Below are 19,673 nucleotides of genomic sequence, written 5' to 3'. Positions count from 1 at the left end.
TACTATCACGTCACCATTGAGATTCTTAATTTATTTCATGTTTTTAAAGGAAAAATGTAAATTAAAAGTATATTACAAATTGGTTAAATACGCACCGGTCTTTAAAACAGGTACTATAATGTTATTAAAATTAATAAATGTTAGGAGTAATAAATAGAATGGCGAAAAAATTCAATTACAAACTACCATCAATGGTTGCATTAACACTTGTTGGTTCTGCAGTCACTGCACATCAAGTACAAGCAGCTGAAACTACACAAGATCAAACTGCTAATAAAAATGTCTTAGATAGTAATAAAGTTAAAGCAACAACAGAACAAGCAAAAGCTGAGGTAAAAAATCCAACGCAAAACATCTCAGGCACACAAGTATACCAAGACCCTGCAATTGTCCAACCGAAAGCAGCAAGCAAAACAACAAATACACAAGTAAATACAAAAGTTGATACTGCACAAGTAAATGGTGACACTACTGCAACTAAATCAACTACGACAAACAAAGTACAACCTGTTGCTAAATCAACAAGTACTACAACGCCTAAAGCTAATGCGAATGTTACAAGTGCTGGTTACAGTTTAGTGGATGATGAAGATGATAATACAGCAAATTCTCAAATCAACCCAGAATTAATTAAATCTGCAGCAAAACCTGCAGCACTTACAACTCAATATAAAGCAGCAGCGCCAAAAGCAACTACAACAGCAACACCTAAAGTAACGACATTTAGTGCTACTGCACAACCAAGAACAGCTGCTGCAGCACCAAAGACGTCTTTACCTAAATATAAACCTCAGGTAAATTCATCAATTAATGATTATATTCGTAAAAATAATTTAAAAGCACCTAAAATCGAAGAAGATTACACATCTTACTTCCCTAAATATGCTTATCGTAATGGTGTTGGTCGTCCAGAAGGTATCGTTGTCCACGATACAGCTAACGATAACTCGACAATTAATGGTGAAATCAGTTATATGAAAAACAATTATCAAAATGCATTTGTTCATGCATTTGTTGATGGTAATCGTATTGTAGAAACTGCACCAACAGATTATTTATCTTGGGGAGTAGGCGCTGTTGGTAACCCTAGATTCATCAATGTTGAAATCGTGCATACGCATGACTACGCTTCATTCGCACGTTCAATGAACAACTATGCAGATTATGCAGCAACTCAATTACAATACTACGGTTTAAAACCAGATAGTGCAGAATATGATGGAAAAGGTACAGTGTGGACACACTATGCTGTAAGTAAATATTTAGGTGGTACTGACCACGCTGACCCACATGGTTACTTAAGAAGTCATAATTATAGTTACGATCAATTATATGACCTAATTAATGAAAAGTATTTAATTAAAATGGGCAAAGTGGCACCTTGGGGTACACAATCAACAACACCCCCTACTACACCAACTAAGCCATCTACACCGTCAACACCTTCAACAGGTAAATTGACAGTAGCTGCAAACAATGGTGTTGCTCAAATTAAACCAACAAACAGTGGCTTATACACAACTGTTTATGACAAAACAGGTAAAGCAACAAGTGAAGTTCAAAAAACATTTGCAGTATCTAAAACAGCAACTTTAGGAAATCAAAAATTCTACCTAGTTCAAGATTATAATACTGGCAATAAATTCGGTTGGGTTAAAGAAGGCGATGTTGTATATAACACAGCTAAAACACCTGTTAGTGTAAATCAATCTTATACAATAAAACCTGCAACTAACCTTTACACAGTACCTTGGGGTACATCTAAACAAGTTGCTGGTAGTGTTACTGGAACTGGCAACCAAACGTTTAAAGCAACTAAACAACAACAAATCGACAAATCAATTTATTTATATGGATCTGTTAATGGTAAATCTGGTTGGGTAAGCAAGTATTATTTAGCTGATATCGCTAAACCGACACCTGCACCAACACCTAAACCTACTACGCCTACAACTAATAATAAATTAACAGTTTCAGCTTTAAATGGTGTTGCTCAAATAAATTCTAAAAATAATGGTTTATTCACAACAGTTTATGATAAAACTGGTAAACCAACAACAGAAGTTCAAAAAACATTTGCAGTCACAAAAGAAGCTACATTGGGTGGAAATAAATTCTACTTAGTTAAAGACTATAATAGTCCAACATTAATTGGTTGGGTTAAGCAAGGCGATGTAGTTTATAACAATGCAAAATCACCTGAAAGTGTAATGCAAACATATACAGTTAAACCTGGTACTAAGTTATACTCAGTGCCTTGGGGTACTTATAAACAAGAAGCAGGTTCAGTGACTGGCACTGGAAACCAAACATTTAAAGCTACTAAACAACAGCAAATTGATAAATCAATCTATTTATACGGTTCTGTTAATGGTAAAAATGGTTGGATTAGTAAAGCGTACTTAGCTACACCAGTTGCACCTAAAAAAGCTGTTGCACAACCTAAAACAGCTGTAAAAGCTTATGCTGTTGTTAAACCACAAGCAACGCAAACAACTCAAACTGTTAGCAAAATTGCTCAAGTTAAAGCGAACAACACAGGTATTCGTGCTTCTGTTTATGAAAAAACAGCTAAAAGTGGCGCTAAATACGCTGACCGTACATTCTATGTAACAAAACAACGTGCGCATGGTAATGAAACATATGTACTTTTAAATAATTCAAGTCATAACATTCCATTAGGTTGGTTCAATGTAAAAGACTTAAATATGCAAAACTTAGGTACAGAAGTTAAAACTACTCAAAAATACACTGTAAACAAATCAAATAGTGGCTTATCAATGGTACCTTGGGGTACTAAAAACCAAGTCATTTTACCAAGCAATAATATTGCACAAGGTACATTTAATGCAGCGAAACAAGTATCAGTTGGAAACGATGTTTATTTATACGGTACAATCAATAACCGTACTGGTTGGGTAAATGTTAAAGATTTAACAGCTCCTACTGCTGTTAAACCTACAAATTCTGAAGCAACAGATTACAATTACACATATGTAATTAAAAATGGTAATGGTTACTATTATGTAACACCAAATGCTGATAATGCAAAATATTCATTAAAAGCATTCAACGAACAACCATTTGCTGTTGTTAAACAACAAGTCATTAATGGACAAACTTGGTACTATGGTAAATTGGCAAACGGTAAATTAGCATGGATTAAATCAACTGATTTAGCTAAAGAATTGATTAAATATAACCAAACAGGTATGACATTAAACCAAGTTGCACAATTACAAGCTGGTTTACAATATAAACCACAAGTACAACGTGTTCCAGGTAAATGGACAGATGCTAATTTTAACGATGTAAAATATGCTATGGATACAAAACGTTTAGCTCAAGATCCTGCACTTAAATATCAATTTTTACGCTTAGATCAACCACAAAATATTTCTGTAGATAAAATCAATCAGTTCTTAAAAGGTAAAGGCGTATTAGAAAATCAAGGTGCCGCGTTCAATAAAGCAGCTCAAATGTACGGTATCAATGAAGTTTACCTAATTTCACATGCTCTATTAGAAACTGGTAATGGTACTTCTCAATTAGCAAAAGGTGCAGATGTAGTTAACAATAAAGTTGTAACAAATACTGCAACAAAATTCCATAACGTATTTGGTATCGCAGCGTATGATAACGATCCATTACGTGAAGGTATCAAATATGCAAAACAATCTGGTTGGGACACAGTTTCTAAAGCAATCATTGGTGGCGCTAAATTCATTGGCAACTCATATGTAAAAGCTGGTCAAAATACACTTTACAAAATGAGATGGAACCCTGCACATCCAGGTACACACCAATATGCTACAGACGTAGATTGGGCAAACATCAACGCTAAAATCATCAAAGGCTATTACGATAAAATGGGCGAAGTCGGCAAATACTTCGACATCCCACAATATAAATAAACCACAACAAATATAGGATCAAAAGTCATCCCCCCCCACTTACTAATGTGAGCAGAGGCCGGATGACCTTTGATCCTTTTTTATACTTCAATATAGAAAGACTTAACTCCACAAATGACCATAAATCGGTTGTGAAATTGCCGACAATCAAACAAAGGCAACAAGCAAACAGATTTTATCCTCATAAACATATTAAAATAAATCAAAATTTATATCTTTTACAAATGATGCATAAAAAATATCGACATTAGCGTCTGCACCAATGTCAATAAACAACACAATAGCATCCTCATACAGTACATACACAAGCAAAAAAGGCGGTGATTGTTAATCATCCATCAATTTTAACAATCACCGCCATTTTCGCTCGTAATAACTTATTCAATTTATAATGTTTTCCCTGTCTACTTGATTATGTATATGCCTTAGTCATATTACAATGAAATACGTCGTTGGTTTAACTTATCAAGAAGTTGATTCAAGTTATCTAATTCTCCTTCTGATAAACATTGGCATCTTGCTTCGATCAATTCACAGCGTGCTTTATTTATTTGAGAAATTAAATCTCGTGCCTGGTTTGTTAAGATTAATTCCTTGCATCTAAGATCTTCACTAGATTGTTGACTCGTAATGTACCCTTTTAATACTAATTTCTTAATCCATCTTGAAACTATAGATTGTTCTCTGCTAATCTTCATTGTCAAATCATACTGTGATAAACGGTCGAAGTTGTATAATATTCGGAGAAGTTCTAACTGTTCTGATGTAATATCCGTACGTTGCCCAAATCGTCTATTCACTAAGTTTAAGTCGTTATTCGTCAGTGTAATAAGTTTTTCAAGTTGTTTATACATGTTGTTCTACTCCACTACATTTTATTTATAATATTATATGCTTTTTTTATAAATTTTACAATACTAATCGACACAATAGACAAATTTGTTGCATAACTAATACAAAATATAATAAATTAGTAAGAGTCTCATTGACATAAAGGAGAAAAAATATGACTTCATTAAAAGAGAGAGATTACTTTTTTGACAACGCAAGAGCAATTTTAATACTATTAGTCGTATTTGGACATATGTTACAACCTTATACAAGTGGAGATAAATTTTTATCTGCTTTATATTTAGTTATTTACAGTTTCCATATGCCAACATTTTTATTTATATCTGGTTATTTTGCTAAAAATATTGATAAACCTTATTATTTAGAAAAAATTGCAAAACGATTACTTGTACCTTATATGATATTCTTTGCATTCTTTTCAATATACTATTTTCTAACAGGTAAAAGTGATGAGTTACAACTCGATCCATTCAATCCAGTATTTGCACTATGGTTTTTAATTACTTTATTTTTCTTCCATGTTATTTTAGTTATCGTAAGAAGATTTAGTCCATATAAAGTATTAACTGTTTCAATTATAATTTCTATTGCTGCTGGGTTTTCGGAAAACATTGATAGTTACTTAAGCATTTCACGAACAATTGTGTTCTTCCCAATTTTTTATATTGGTTTTATTTTCACTAAAAAGCAAACAAATATATTCAAAAGTAAGAAGCTTATACCAGTATCTATCATTACGTTTATCATGTTTTACGTAATTTATGTGATTCATCCTATTAATGCCGATTGGTTACTAGGAAGTTCACCATATACTTCCCTTGAACATGAAGGACAAAGTATTTTTAGTCCATTTAAAAGACTCATATTATACGCTATTATTTTAATTGCAATGACTGCATTTTTAAATTTAATTCCTGAAAAGAAACATTTTTACACATATATTGGTAGTCGTACGCTTTATATTTATTTATTGCACGGTCTAATTATTGGTATTGTCAGAGGATTTGAATGGTATCCATTTGATAAACCTATATCTATGATGACTTATATATATTTGATTAGTATTTCTGTAATGATTGTATATATCTTGTCGACAAACTTTATTTGTAAGTGGACGAATCCAATTATTAATTTACAAAAACCATCACAATTTAAAGATTCTTAATTATCTAATGTCTAAATACATTAACTGTAACAACTTCATTCATTTTGAAAAGTAGTTACCACTGTGTATTTAGACATTTTTCTTTTTTCAAATAAAGCTAAAGTAATTTACCCTTTTCTGCTTTAAAAGTATGTTATGATATTATTAATTTCTAAATTTTTAGACAATATATGATTTATATTTGAGGTGTCACAAATGAAACTTTCTCTAAATTCTAATTCTAAATATTTAAGAGCACCAAGTATTCGCCAATTTTCAAATCGTATGAAAGATCTTGACGACTGTATTAATTTGACTATTGGCCAACCTGATTTTGCAATGCCAGACGTGGTTAAACAAGCTTATATAAATGCAATTGAAAATAATAAAACAACGTATTCACATAATAAAGGTTTGTTAGAAACACGTGAAGCAATCAGTCAATACTTCAAAAATCGCTATCAATTTTATTATAATCCGGAAGAAGTTATTGTTACGAACGGTGCAAGTGAAGCATTAGATACATCTTTACGTTCAATCATTGAACCTGGCGATGAAATTCTAATACCTGGTCCAATTTATGCTGGCTATATTCCATTGATTGAAGTGTTAGGTGGAATTCCTATTTATATTGATACAACAGCAACTCAATTCAAAATTACACCGGATGCCATAAAAAGACATATAACACCTAAGACAAAAGCCATTCTATTAAACTATCCTACAAATCCAACTGGTGTTGTATTGAAACGAAATGAAGTAGAAGAACTAGTAAATGTATTAAAGCAATATCCAATATTTATTATTAGCGATGAAATTTATGCGGAAAATACATTTAGTGGAAAGCATGTATCATTTGCCGAATTTGAAGATATTCGTGACCAATTGTTGCTAATTGGAGGCCTAAGTAAGTCTCATTCAGCCACAGGCATACGCATTGGCTTTTTATTAGGTCCAGAATATATAATAGAAAAATTAACATTTATGCATGCATATAATTGCATTTGCGCAAATGTACCTGCTCAAATGGCCTGTATAGCTGCACTTAAGGAAGGAATAGAATCACCTAAATACATGAACGAAGCTTACATTGAACGTAGAAATTACTTAGTATCTGAATTAACTAAATTAGGTTTTGAGATTACCGCTCAACCTGAAGGTGCTTTTTATATTTTTCCAAGCATTAAACATTTAACAGATGATGATTTCAAATTCTGTGTTGATTTATTAGAAAGTGCACATTTAGCTATTGTTCCTGGTTCTGCATTTACCGAAGCTGGTAAAGGATTTGTAAGAATTTCTTATGCTTATGATATGGATGTTTTAAGAGAAGGTATGAATAGACTCGCACAATTTTTGAATACTAAATAAATTAATTATAGGAACTGGACGTTATGTTTTGAATATCAAAATGTTACGTTCAGTTTTCTTTTGCCAATTTATTTATACCTTTCAATTTTTTTACTTTTACATCTACTGTTTATTATCAGTTGTATATTTTCCACTTATTATAGACTTTATTAAGACTTTAAAAATAATGTGCCCTCAAAAGTTGGACTATAAATTTGACTTTATGGGGTAAACCTCAACACAAAATCACATCTCCCATTTCAATTTATAATATTTAAAGTATTTCAAATCTTCGTATCTATATTCCCCTATTGCTTTGATTTTTACACAACTCCATTCATATTTTTTTGATTGGTAAAATGCAAACAATTAATGAACCTACTAATTTCACTCAATCAGATAAAGCGTAATACAATTCAATTATAATTTCCTTAAAGTTTTTGTAAACACTAATCTTTACAAAAACTTTTTAATTTTTTTATATATTCTTATTGACTTAAAAAATTTTAGTGTTATATTTATCTTGTAAATAAATTTTTTGGAGGTTTTTAAATGAAAGGTAAATTTTTGAAAGTTAGTTCTTTATTAGTTGCAACTTTGACAACAGTGACTCTTGTTAATTCCCCATCAGCAAATGCGTTAGCTTCTAATTCCCTAGATTCTCATGCAAAACAGACACAATCAAATAAGCAACAATCACCTAAGATTCAAAAAGGTAATAATTTGAAACCAATTGAACAACGCGAACATGCAAATGTTATCTTACCAAATAATGATCGTCATCAAATTGAAGATACGACTAATGGACATTATGCACCTGTTACTTTTATTCAAGTTGAAGCACCTACTGGAACATTTATTGCCTCAGGTGTAGTAGTAGGTAAAGATACACTTTTAACAAATAAACACGTTGTAGATGCTACGCATGGTAACCCTCAAGCTTTAACAGCATTCCCTTCTGCAAAAAGCCAAGATAATTATCCAAATGGTGGTTTCAGAGCTGAACAAATAACTAAATATACTGGTGAAGGTGATTTAGCTATTGTTAAATTCTCTCCTAATGACAAGAACCAACATATCGGTGAAGTAGTTAAACCAGCGACAATGAGCAATAATGCAGAAACACAAGTTAACCAACCAATTACTGTAACTGGTTATCCTGGAGATAAACCTGTTGCGACTATGTGGGAAAGTAAAGGGAAAATCACTTACTTAAAAGGCGAAGCAATGCAATATGACTTAAGTACTACTGGCGGTAACTCTGGATCACCAGTATTTAACGACAAAAATGAAGTTATCGGAATTCATTGGGGTGGCGTGCCAAATGAATTTAACGGCGCAGTATTTATTAATGAAAACGTACGTAACTTCTTAAAAGAAAATATTCAAGATATTCACTTTGCAGATGATAATAACAATCCTGATCAACCAAATAATCCAGATAATCCTAATAATCCAGATCAACCAAACAACCCTGACCAACCTAATAACCCAGATCAACCTAATAACCCAGACAATCCAAACAACCCTGACCAACCTAATAACCCTGATAATGGCGATAACAATAACTCAGACAATCCAGATGCAGCATAAATTAAATATTGATTAGTACTGATAATAATAGAAGTAAAGACTTTCCAACGCATACAATTTTGACTCTAATGGAGGTTATTATATGAATAATTCATGTAAAACTAGAATATTCAATATTATAAGCATTGCTCTTATTTCCTTGCTTATTTTATCACTCGGCGCATTTGCTAATAACAATAATGCAAAAGCAGATTCACAATCAAAACAATTAGAAATAAAAGTCAAGAGTGATAAAGTACCACAAAAAGTTGACGACTTAGCACATCAACAATTTGCTGGATATGCAAAAGCATTAGATAAACAAAACAAAGCTCAAGCTGGCAAATATGAACTCGGCGAAGCTTTTAAAATATATAAATTTAATGGCGAAGAAGATAATAGTTACTATTATCCGATTATTAAAGATGGTAAAATTGTTTACATTTTAACACTAAGCCCTAAAAATAAAGATGATTTAAACAAATCAAAAGATGATATGAATTACAGTGTTAAAATTTCAAACTTTATCGCTAAAGATTTAAACCAAATTAAAGATAAAAACACTAATATCACAGTTCTTACTGATGAAAAAGGTTTTTACTTTGAAGAAGAAGGCAAAGTTAGACTAGTTAAAGCTACACCGCTACCTAATAATATAAAAGAAAAAGAAAGCAGTAAAACTGTTTCACCAAAATTGAAACAAGAGTTGAAAGCTACTGTTACCCCAACTAAAATTGAAGAAAGTGCAACACTTCAAAATGAGCAAGCAGATCAAGTTCAATATGAAAACACTTTAAAAAACTTCAAAATTAGAGAACAACAATTTGATAATTCTTGGTGTGCTGGATTCAGTATGGCAGCGTTGTTAAATGCCACTAAAAATACAGACACATATAATGCACATGATATTATGCGAACATTATACCCAGATGTAAGTGAAGAAGAACTTGTACATTGTTCAACTTACCCTAACCAAATGATTGAATATGGAAAATCACAAGGTAGAGATATTCACTATCAAGAAGGTATGCCATCTTATAATCAAGTTGATCAACTTACAAAAGATAATGTAGGTATTATGATACTCGCACAAAGCGTTTCTCAAAATCCTAATGATCCACATTTAGGTCATGCTCTTGCAGTTGTAGGTAACGCTAAAATCAATGACCAAGAAAAAATCATCTATTGGAACCCTTGGGATACTGAAGTATCAATTCAAGATGCTGACTCAAGTCTATTACACTTATCATTTAACCGTGATTACAACTGGTACGGTTCAATGATTGGTTATTAAAAAGTGTTACTGATATTGATTAAAGGTAGGTAAAACGATGTATCAATTACAATTTATAAATTTCATTTATGACAAAACAAAATTGACTCACCTTGAACAAAATAATATAAATTTATTCATTGGTAATTGGAGTAATCATCAATTACAAAAAACAATTTGTATTAGTCATGGTGATAATACAAGTCAAAATCAATATCGTGTACTTTTTATTGATACTACACATCAACGTATTAAGTTTTCACCCTTACACCAAGAACAAATCATTTATATTCTAGATTATGATGATTCAGAGCATATATTAATGCAAACTTCATCTCAAGATGGTATTGGGACTTCAAGACCGATATTATATGAACGATTAGTATAAAAATAAATGATTTCACATATATTAGCGGGTTGGAGAGAATTTAATTTCTCACCAACTCGCTTTTATTTATCATTTCTGTCCCTCTTCTTATTCATGCTCACTTACTTTCAAATTTCATTAAAAAAGCCACTTGTAATCGCTATTAAACGACTCAAGTGACTTAAATTTAATTTCAAAATAACTTATGGGAATTTAGGAAATTGATCAAAATCAGGATCACGTTTTTCTTTAAACGCATCGCGACCTTCTTTTGCTTCATCAGTAGTGTAATAAAGTAAAGTTGCATCCCCTGCCATTTGTTGTAATCCAGCTAAACCATCAGTATCAGCATTCATAGCTGCTTTAAGGAAACGTAAAGCTGTTGGTGAATGTTTCATAATTTCTTTACACCATTGAACTGTTTCGTCTTCAACTTGATCCAAAGGTACAACAGTATTAACTAAGCCCATATCCAGTGCTTCTTGTGCATTATATTGACGACATAAGTACCAGATTTCACGTGCTTTTTTATGTCCAACGATTCTTGCTAAATATCCTGAACCGTAACCCGCATCAAATGAACCTACTTTAGGTCCTGTTTGTCCAAAGATTGCATTATCAGCAGCGATAGTTAAATCACATACGACATTAAGTACATTACCGCCACCTACTGCATAACCTTTTACCATTGCAATAACCGGTTTTGGAATGATACGAATTAAACGCTGTAAATCTAATACATTTAAGCGAGGAATTTGGTCTTCTCCTACATAACCACCATGGCCACGTTTCTTCTGATCTCCACCAGAACAGAATGCTAAATCTCCTTCACCTGTTAATACGATAACTGAAACATTTTGATCATCACGTGCACGTGAAAATGCATCAATCATTTCAGCAACCGTTTTTGGTGTAAATGCATTGCGTACCTCAGGACGATTAATCGTCACTTTAGCAATCCCTTCGTAAAATTCATATTTGATTTCATCATATTCTCTAAGTGTTTCCCATTGTCTGTTAGTCATTTTGCTCCTCCTTTAAAAATCCTAATATCATTGTATCAAATTCAACATTATCTTCCACATGAATTGTATGTCCTACTGCAGAAAATAATTTACATTTACTATTCGAAATTAAATTTGCCATTTTTTCAGCGATTTGAACAAACTTTTCATCATACTCACCTGCTAAGATTAAAACTGGCATTTTTAATTCTGCTATTTGTGACCATAAATTAGGCATTTGACCTGTACCATAATCCCTTAATGCTTTAGCCATTTTAACTGGTGATTGAGATAGCCGCTGTTCTCTAATTTGATGTTGCTTTTCCTCAGATAATTGATATTGTGTTTGAAATAACGGTAATTTTTCCCAATCATTTACAAAAACTTCTATACCTGCGATTTCTAATACTTTAGCTCGTGCTTCATCTATATGACGACGCTCTAATTGATCCGCTTCTAACTTAATTCCAGGTGACGTACTCTCTAAAATAAGATTCGCTAATTTAATTCGGCCATGTAATGCATAATATAATGCAACACGTCCACCCATAGAATAACCAAGCATAGAAATCGATTTATCTTTATATTGTTCTAAAATTTGATCTAATGATTCAGTAATATAATCAAAGTTCCAATCAACATCAGCGGATGATTTATCTTCACCATGCCCAGGTAAATCTATAGTCACAACATGACATATATTTGTATAAGTATCTATATGGTCACGATAAGTACGACTATCACTTAGAAATCCATGTAATAATATTAATATTTGAGACGTATCGACTTTCGCTTTATAAAATTTATAATGTAGCATGAATCATTTCACTCAATTTCTTATATAAAATTTGATGCTGCTCATAATTAACTTCTCTATTTGTAATCATTTCATAAATTGTAGAACTGTTATATGATAATTTTTCATTTTTAAAATCTGAAATATGTTTAAATCGCTTAAAGCTAAAATCATATAACTTAGCAGCGTACTCGAAATCTAAACCTGTAGGCGTGCCAAATAAACGTTCAAAATAATCAGATGCACTATCTTTTTGTGGTAAATATGAAAAAATACCACCACCATCATTATTCAACAATACAATATTCATGTGAATATGATTTAATTTGGACATTAATAGTCCATTCATATCATGATAAAAAGATAAATCACCAATTAATAATGTTATACGTTTGTGCACTGCCATTCCAAGAGCAGTTGAAACTATACCATCAATACCATTTGCCCCTCGATTAGCATATACATCAATATTTTTATTTAACAATAAATTATCAATATCTCTAATCGGCATACTATTACTTATAAATAAAGCTTCTTCATTTGACGTCTTGTTAATCAATTCTGCAACAAAAGCACTTTCATCGGTAGCATGTTCAAGGTACTGGTTAATTTCAACACGTGCTTGTCCCTCAAGACGTTGCCATAATTCCAACCAATCTTTTCGGTCAACTATAGTGTCATCCATTAAAGATCTAAAGAAATCATTCGCAGAAATCTCATATGAAATGTCTGGTGCTATAGGAAATACATCGATTTTATCATTATTTTGTACTAAAATCTGAAATGCTTCAGTCTTCTTTAACCATTGATTTAGCTTCTTAGAAATGACAGGTTTACCAACTCGTATAACAAAGTCGACATTTAATTCTAAGCCACTTCTATACAATAAATCATACGTACTAATTACATTTGGATGATCAAATTTTCTTAAGTGACTCAACGGATCTGCTAAAACTGGCAAATCATACATTGTTGAATATGTTAGAATTTGTTCAACTTCTTGATGTTGCAAATCCCCTACAATAATTAGACCTTTCGGCTTACTTAAAATATTTTTTAATGCTGTTGCATTTATACTTTTTTGGTAATGTGGCAAAATCTTTATTTCTGATTTAAGTAAATTCGTCGTCGTTAAGTCTGGTGTCAACGGATCTCTAAATGGTAAATTGAAATGAATTGGCCCTTTATGTGGTCCATATAAATATTGACTAGCAATTTGCATTTGATAATAAATTGCATCAATTGTTTCTTTACAGTCATCAGCTAAAGGCATATCAAATTCATAGCTCACATAATTGTTAAACATATTAACCTGATTAATTGCTTGAGGGGCACCCACACTTCTTAATTCATGTGGTCGGTCACTCGTCAATACAATTAATGGTATTCTACTAATTTGGCTTTCAGCAATAGCCGGTGTATAGTTAGCTGCTGCCGTACCTGATGTACATAAAATAGCAACAGGTCTTTCACTACCTTTGATTAATCCTACTGCAAAAAATGCTGCACTTCTTTCATCAGGATGAATCCATGTTTTAATATTTGGATGTGCTTCAAATGCAAGTGCAAGTGGTGTTGAACGTGATCCCGGACTGATGACTACTTCCCTTACACCATAAGCATAAAGTTCAGATGCAAATGTATATACTTGCTTAGTTAATGCTTCTTTATGATTTCCCATTCATATCGACTCCTAATGCATTCATCATAGGTGAGAACTTAAGATTCGTCTCTGCTAGTTCACTATCTGGATCAGAATCCTTAACAATACCGCACCCAGCAAATAATGTTGCTTGTGTTTTTTTTATGAGCATCGAACGTATAGCTACAATAAACTCACAATCATCATATACATCTATATAACCAACCGGTGCACCGTATAACCCTCTTGTACCAAATTCTTTTTGCTCAATAAAATCAATAGCAAAGGCTTTTGGATAACCACCTAACGCTGGTGTTGGATGTAAATTGTCTATTAAACCGATATATGAATCTTCTTTTAAAGGTGCCTTTATTTCAGTATATAAATGATATAAATGGTCATTTTTAAGAATTTTAGGTGTCTTATCATAATCTAATTCAGTAATATATGGTTCAATATCATGTAAAATACTCTCTACAACAAATCGATGTTCTACTAAGTTTTTATTATCTTTTAAAAAGGCTTCAACATGTTTTCTATCTTCTTCTTCATTGTGTGAACGTTTAATTGTACCTGCAACTGCTTTTGTCGATAATATTCGATTATTAACTTTAAGTAATTGTTCAGGTGTTTGCGAAAAGAATATCGAATCTTGTGATTCTAATAAAAATATATAACTATTTTTTTCTTTAGAAAAAGCCTGTTTTAATATATACGGAATACTAATATCTTTATCAAACTTAATTAATCGCCTACGAGCAAGCACAATTTTTTCTTCTTTATTAATAGACTCAATTGCTTCTTCAACTAGTTGACGCCAATCATCTTTATAAATATCTTCGTTCCGAATAATTTCCCCATTTTGCTCTTCGACATCAATTTCAATTGCATTATTGAAAAATTCAACTAACGCTTTGAATGATTCCATGTCAAAATTTTCACGTTGTACTGTATATGTTAAAAATGTATCCTCGTCCTCTGTAGTAATAAGTACTTCTGGTAATACGAAATGATTTAATCCAAATTCACGCCATTCATCATCAGACTTATGACTCGAAAATTGAAATCCTCCAACAATTCGAAGATGGTGTCTTCGCGATTGTGGATGAATAAATGCAATTTCGTGCTTTAAATTTTCCCATTCTCTAAAAATAGATTGTTTATTTTTAAAATTATTTTTAAATAATTGAATTGCTTTATAACCAAAATATGACGTTCGATTATCATTCAAACGCATATAAAAGCGATCTCCTGCCTGATTGTCAGTGAGATGAAATAATGTGCTCGGGTCTAGCGACTGTGATAATTTCACTTCAACTGAAACCCATTCCTTAGAGCTGTCATATATCTCTTTGACAATATCGTCCTCTGTTACGCCCGTAGCCATCCATTTCACTTCTTTCTTCGTCTTTTTTCACTCATTATTATATTGTATCATTTTTGGATAATTGTGTTACAAGAATTGCTTAAACTTATCTTGCAATTTTTCACGTCAATTGACCTTTGTGCTACTTTCTATTAAAATATCTTTGTTATAAAAAATATGATTTAAAGAGGTTTTGTATTCAATGAGTAATCAATATCAGCAATACTCTACAGTTAAGAAATATTGGCATTTAATGCGCCCTCATACATTAACTGCTTCAGTCGTACCAGTTCTTGTAGGTACCGCAGCATCTAAAATATATTTTCTTGGTAGCGAAGATCATATTAAAATCACTTTATTTGTTGCCATGTTACTTGCGTGCTTACTAATTCAAGCTGCAACAAATATGTTTAACGAATATTACGATTATAAAAAGGGCCTTGATGATCATGAATCAGTAGGCATTGGTGGTGCAATTGTACGTAATGGTATGAGCCCACAACTTGTACTACGCCTAGCCATTGCATTTTATATTATTGCAGCTTTATTAGGAATATTTTTAGCTGTTAACACTTCGTTTTGGTTGTTACCAGTTGGTTTAGTATGTATGGCAGTTGGTTACCTATATACAGGTGGACCTTTCCCAATTTCATGGACGCCTTTTGGTGAGCTATTTTCAGGCGTATTTATGGGTATGTTTATAATTGTTATTGCATTCTTTATTCAAACTGGTAATATTCAAAGTTATGCTATTTGGTTAAGTATTCCAATTGTAATAACAATCGGTTTAATCAATATGGCTAACAATATTCGTGACCGTGTTAAAGATAAAGCTAGCGGTCGTAAAACTTTACCTATATTATTAGGTAAAAAAGCTTCTTTAGCTTTTATGGCAATTATGTATTTTATCGCTTATGCATTTATAGTGCTAACTATTATTGTTAAGCCTGGAGGCTCACTATTTTATTTACTTGCTTTACTATCATTCCCAATGCCTGTAAAGGTTATCAGACGCTTTAAGAAGAATGATACACCAGCAACAATGATGCCTGCAATGGCTGCTGCCGGTAAAACAAATACATTTTTTGGCGTGCTATATGCATTAGGAATATATATTAGTGCTATATTTGCTGGAATTTAAATAATATATTTTCACTCGACATATCGGTTTTAAATTCGATATGTCGATTTTTTTATTTAACAATTAAATGATGGTATTTGTGTTTGTACAGCTCTATATAACCGTCAGATGTAAATCCTACTTTTTGATATAATTTTAATGCTGCTTGGTTATTAATATCGCAATTCAAACTCCATTTCACTTTTTTATTAGATTCAAGTAGTGTCTTCAGTAATTTTGTCGCAATACCCCTTCCTCTGTATGTTTCGAATGTCGCAATTGTTTCAATATACCATTCATCGTCTTTTGCTTCTTTTACAGGTAAAGGCGTCCCATATTGTTGAAACTCATCTGGTAAATCAAGGTGCTCCCATGCTTTTTCATATTCCAATTCATATTTACCATTATAACTAATGATGCAACCAGCTATTTTGCCATCAACTTCATAAACATATATATGCTCATAATATGTACGGTATCTTACATCAACACAGCTTTTTTCAATTGCCGTTAATATTTTATTCTTGGGCACTGCTTTTACAATATCCAATTCCATATCTTCCCAAACCATATAAACTAATTTCGCAATATCAAATTGGTCTTCTGGACGTGCTTGCCGAATCATTTTCATATCATCCCTTTAAATGTTATCAATATTTATTATATAGAAATTATAGCTTATTTTAAAAAGATATACTTGAAATCCCAGAAATTTTGAATTGTCCAATGATAGAAAGATTTATTTTTAAGGAGAGATTAAGTAAAATAATAAATAAGGAGGATTTGCGTATGAAAGTGAATAAAGCTATTTATGTTATAGTTGCATTATTTCTTGGAGGTTTAGGGATTCATAAATTCTATGCTGACAAATTTGGTCAAGGTTTGTTACATTTATTATTTTTCTGGACAGGAATTCCAACAATTGTATCAATCATTCATGCCGTTATCATTATTTTTTCTAAAAAGGCTGATAAAGATGGATATATTGTTTTCCCAAAATAACTTATTAAGGTAATTGGTTTAAAAATCATTTGTAAATGGGTATATAGAAATAAACATTAAGGGAAATGAGGTTTTAAACTATGCGCCAATTCATCAAAAAAATTGCAAAAGCAATTCTAATTGGATATGTCATTAAATTTATTCGACAAAAATGGTCAGGTAAATCATCACATTCTTCAGAAAATCAACATAAATAAAACTTAGTGTCGCTTGTCATTTTAGCGACACTAAGTTTTATTATTTTCTATTTTGTTTTATCAACAATTTTTTCTAAATCATCTGCCATACTTTCACTTGCAATAATCCCTCTTGATTGCATCCACTTGTTCCTATCAACATCATAAACTTTATGATCTTTAACAGCTTGTAAAGAATTCCAGACACTAGGTTCAATAAATTTAGATCTATTTTTATCTGTTTTACCATTAGTTGCTAGTATCATAACTTTAGGATTTAAATTTGCTAGTTCTTCATTATTTAAAAAGATGTATGGACCACCTTTACGCTCACCTATATGAGCAGTTTTATCTTTCGTAACTTCAGGTTTGATACCCATTTTAATTAAAAATTGCCCCATAAATGTATCTTCATTGTTAATAAACATACCAGTATTTGAAATACCAAAGGCAAAAGCAGACTTCAATGAACTGTGTTCGATTTTCTTTCTTACTGCTGCCAAAATTTCTTCATGCTTTTCAAGCCTTTTTTCGCCCTCTTTTTCTTTACCAATTGCCTTTGCTACCGTTTTAAATGAATTTATATTTTCATTGTAATCACCAGTACCACTAACTAACATAATTGTCGGTGCAATTTTATTCAATTCTGCCTTGATTTTTTTGTGTCTACTAACATCTGCAATGATTAAATCAGGCTTCAGTTTGCTTATAACTTCCATATTTGGTTGAGGTCTAGAGCCAACTGATTCATATTTTCCGATTTTATCTCTAACTGTTTTCGTAATATTTTTAGTATTACCATCATCTGCAATACCTACAGGCTTCACATTTAATGAAGCTAAATAATCTGCAAAACTATACTCTAAAACAACAATACATTTAGGGTTCTTCGTAATTTTTTCTGTCCCTAATGCATCTTTAATTGTCACCATTTCCTTTTCTTTTTTATCTTTATCTTTCCCGCATCCTGCTACAATGATTACTATAACGATTAAAGTAATTATCAATCTAATAACTTTCTTACTCACACATTAACCTCCACATTAATATATAGCGCACTATATATTAATTTTATCATTCAATTAAATAAATAGTTAATGATATGGTAATCATTTTTACTTATAAAACATTATAATTAATTCTTCTATATAAATGCATTGCGCTTAATTTTTCATAAAAATAGTTGATATGATTTAGATGTGTATAAACTTTTTAATGTTGTCGATAATATTAAGCATTGTTGTAATCTATCGTTCATACTCATTATCAACTTGTTTAAGTTTCAAAGTTCTGACTATAATGCATAAATTTTTATTTATAAGTACAAAAAGTCACTGCTTACTTAAACACCTTTTTACATCAATTGCTCTACACAAAAGAAGATTTAATAAATATTTAATAATTATTTTTATAAAAAATCTTTACTTTCGAGTTGTTTACAAATATAATTTTGACTATGTTTTAAGTACAAAATTAAATTGGAGGTGAAAACATGAAATTAGGTATGCTTTTAATTAGATGGATGTTAGCAACATCATTCTTAGTACACGGAACTTTGAAATTTGTAGATTTAGATGGAACAATTCATTTCTTAGGTTCATTAGGTTTACCACCTACCATTGCAGTATTAATGTCAATTGGTGAAGTTGTTGGAGGTTTAGCACTTATTATCGGCTTTTTAACGCCTTATGTTAATGTATTTTATATTTGTGTTATGTTGGGCTCAATCTTCACACTTAAACTTACAAGAGGATATGTAAGTGGTTATGAATTCGAAATCATACATATCGTAATGAACTTAGCATGTATTAGTAGTTATAGTTGGAAGAAATGGTTACAATTTTATTAAAGACTATATGAGAGGCGTATCCTCTCTTTTTTTGTGATTTATTTGCTAAAAAAGGTTGAGACATAAAGTTTTTGTGCTCTGGGAAACCGATTAACGGCGTCCCAAATTCTGCTGCTAACGCATCGTCATTGACAAGTTTTAAAATTTTATCGGCCATATTATTGATATTATGGTTTTCAATTAAATTATACATCCACCAAAACCAATTCAATTTAATTTCAAATTCTTCTATCGCACAATTTAATT

17 protein-coding genes are annotated in these 19,673 nt (G+C 31.5%); 9 read left to right on the top strand and 8 right to left on the bottom strand.

Annotated elements, in window-relative coordinates; genetic code table 11:
* The first annotated feature begins 158 nt into the window (after positions 1–158).
* Positions 159–3,914, top strand: coding sequence for a glucosaminidase domain-containing protein (locus ML436_04970; protein UMT79086.1), 3,756 nt, complete (start codon positions 159–161; stop codon positions 3,912–3,914).
* Between the two features lie 434 nt (positions 3,915–4,348).
* Here ML436_04970 and ML436_04965 read toward each other — a convergent pair whose 3' ends face one another.
* Complete coding sequence (locus tag ML436_04965) at positions 4,349–4,768, bottom strand: MarR family transcriptional regulator (protein ID UMT79085.1); 420 nt, start codon at positions 4,766–4,768, stop codon at positions 4,349–4,351.
* 152 nt (positions 4,769–4,920) lie between these two features.
* Here ML436_04965 and ML436_04960 point away from each other — a divergent pair, with 152 nt between their 5' ends.
* The 5 genes from ML436_04960 (at position 4,921) to ML436_04940 (ending at position 10,493) form a co-directional block, all read left to right on the top strand.
* On the top strand, positions 4,921–5,931 hold the full coding sequence (locus ML436_04960) for an acyltransferase family protein (protein UMT79084.1): 1,011 nt from the start codon (positions 4,921–4,923) through the stop codon (positions 5,929–5,931).
* A gap of 195 nt (positions 5,932–6,126) precedes the next feature.
* A complete protein-coding gene (locus ML436_04955; protein UMT79083.1) occupies positions 6,127–7,281 on the top strand; it encodes an aminotransferase class I/II-fold pyridoxal phosphate-dependent enzyme in 1,155 nt (384 codons plus the stop codon).
* A gap of 531 nt (positions 7,282–7,812) precedes the next feature.
* A complete protein-coding gene (gene sspA / locus ML436_04950; GenBank protein UMT79082.1) occupies positions 7,813–8,853 on the top strand; it encodes a Glu-specific serine endopeptidase SspA in 1,041 nt (346 codons plus the stop codon).
* 82 nt (positions 8,854–8,935) lie between these two features.
* Positions 8,936–10,126: a cysteine protease staphopain gene (locus ML436_04945; GenBank protein UMT79081.1), complete on the top strand. Its 1,191-nt coding sequence runs from the start codon at positions 8,936–8,938 to the stop codon at positions 10,124–10,126.
* A gap of 37 nt (positions 10,127–10,163) precedes the next feature.
* Positions 10,164–10,493: a cysteine protease inhibitor staphostatin B gene (locus tag ML436_04940; protein ID UMT79080.1), complete on the top strand. Its 330-nt coding sequence runs from the start codon at positions 10,164–10,166 to the stop codon at positions 10,491–10,493.
* A 182-nt stretch (positions 10,494–10,675) separates the two neighbouring features.
* Here the strand turns inward: ML436_04940 and menB are convergent, their stop codons facing one another.
* From menB to ML436_04915, 5 genes are read right to left on the bottom strand one after another with little or no spacing between them, the layout of a single operon-like run.
* Positions 10,676–11,497 (bottom strand): 1,4-dihydroxy-2-naphthoyl-CoA synthase, encoded by an 822-nt coding sequence (gene menB / locus ML436_04935; protein ID UMT79079.1) that lies wholly within the window; start codon positions 11,495–11,497, stop codon positions 10,676–10,678.
* Positions 11,490–12,293, bottom strand: a complete 804-nt coding sequence (gene menH / locus ML436_04930; protein UMT79078.1) for a 2-succinyl-6-hydroxy-2,4-cyclohexadiene-1-carboxylate synthase — start codon at positions 12,291–12,293, stop codon at positions 11,490–11,492. Before menH ends, menB begins: the two co-directional genes overlap by 8 nt.
* The gene (gene menD / locus ML436_04925; GenBank protein UMT79077.1) at positions 12,280–13,953 is read right to left on the bottom strand and encodes a 2-succinyl-5-enolpyruvyl-6-hydroxy-3-cyclohexene-1-carboxylic-acid synthase; all 1,674 of its coding nucleotides are present in this window, start codon (positions 13,951–13,953) and stop codon (positions 12,280–12,282) included. Before menD ends, menH begins: the two co-directional genes overlap by 14 nt.
* On the bottom strand, positions 13,940–15,262 hold the full coding sequence (locus tag ML436_04920; protein UMT79488.1) for an isochorismate synthase MenF: 1,323 nt from the start codon (positions 15,260–15,262) through the stop codon (positions 13,940–13,942). Before ML436_04920 ends, menD begins: the two co-directional genes overlap by 14 nt.
* Entirely contained in the window at positions 15,255–15,332 is a 78-nt protein-coding gene (locus tag ML436_04915; protein ID UMT79487.1) for a hypothetical protein, read from the bottom strand. Before ML436_04915 ends, ML436_04920 begins: the two co-directional genes overlap by 8 nt.
* 150 nt (positions 15,333–15,482) lie before the next feature.
* Here ML436_04915 and ML436_04910 point away from each other — a divergent pair, with 150 nt between their 5' ends.
* Entirely contained in the window at positions 15,483–16,421 is a 939-nt protein-coding gene (locus tag ML436_04910; protein UMT79076.1) for a 1,4-dihydroxy-2-naphthoate polyprenyltransferase, read from the top strand.
* A gap of 52 nt (positions 16,422–16,473) precedes the next feature.
* Here the strand turns inward: ML436_04910 and ML436_04905 are convergent, their stop codons facing one another.
* Positions 16,474–17,025, bottom strand: coding sequence for a GNAT family N-acetyltransferase (locus ML436_04905; protein UMT79075.1), 552 nt, complete (start codon positions 17,023–17,025; stop codon positions 16,474–16,476).
* 164 nt (positions 17,026–17,189) lie between these two features.
* Here ML436_04905 and ML436_04900 point away from each other — a divergent pair, with 164 nt between their 5' ends.
* Entirely contained in the window at positions 17,190–17,402 is a 213-nt protein-coding gene (locus ML436_04900; GenBank protein UMT79074.1) for a TM2 domain-containing protein, read from the top strand.
* A gap of 244 nt (positions 17,403–17,646) precedes the next feature.
* On the opposite strand, the gene ML436_04895 is transcribed toward ML436_04900, so the two are convergent.
* The gene (locus tag ML436_04895) at positions 17,647–18,606 is read right to left on the bottom strand and encodes a Fe(3+) dicitrate ABC transporter substrate-binding protein (GenBank protein UMT79073.1); all 960 of its coding nucleotides are present in this window, start codon (positions 18,604–18,606) and stop codon (positions 17,647–17,649) included.
* Between the two features lie 464 nt (positions 18,607–19,070).
* Here ML436_04895 and ML436_04890 point away from each other — a divergent pair, with 464 nt between their 5' ends.
* On the top strand, positions 19,071–19,427 hold the full coding sequence (locus ML436_04890) for a DoxX family protein (protein ID UMT79072.1): 357 nt from the start codon (positions 19,071–19,073) through the stop codon (positions 19,425–19,427).
* Positions 19,428–19,673 lie beyond the last annotated feature (246 nt).

Origin of the sequence: Staphylococcus roterodami (genome assembly GCA_022493055.1) — a bacterium.
Taxonomy (GTDB): Bacteria; Bacillota; Bacilli; order Staphylococcales; family Staphylococcaceae; genus Staphylococcus; species Staphylococcus singaporensis.
The sequence above is the reverse complement of the archived record's forward strand: the minus strand, read 5'-3'. Positions and strand labels throughout refer to the sequence as shown.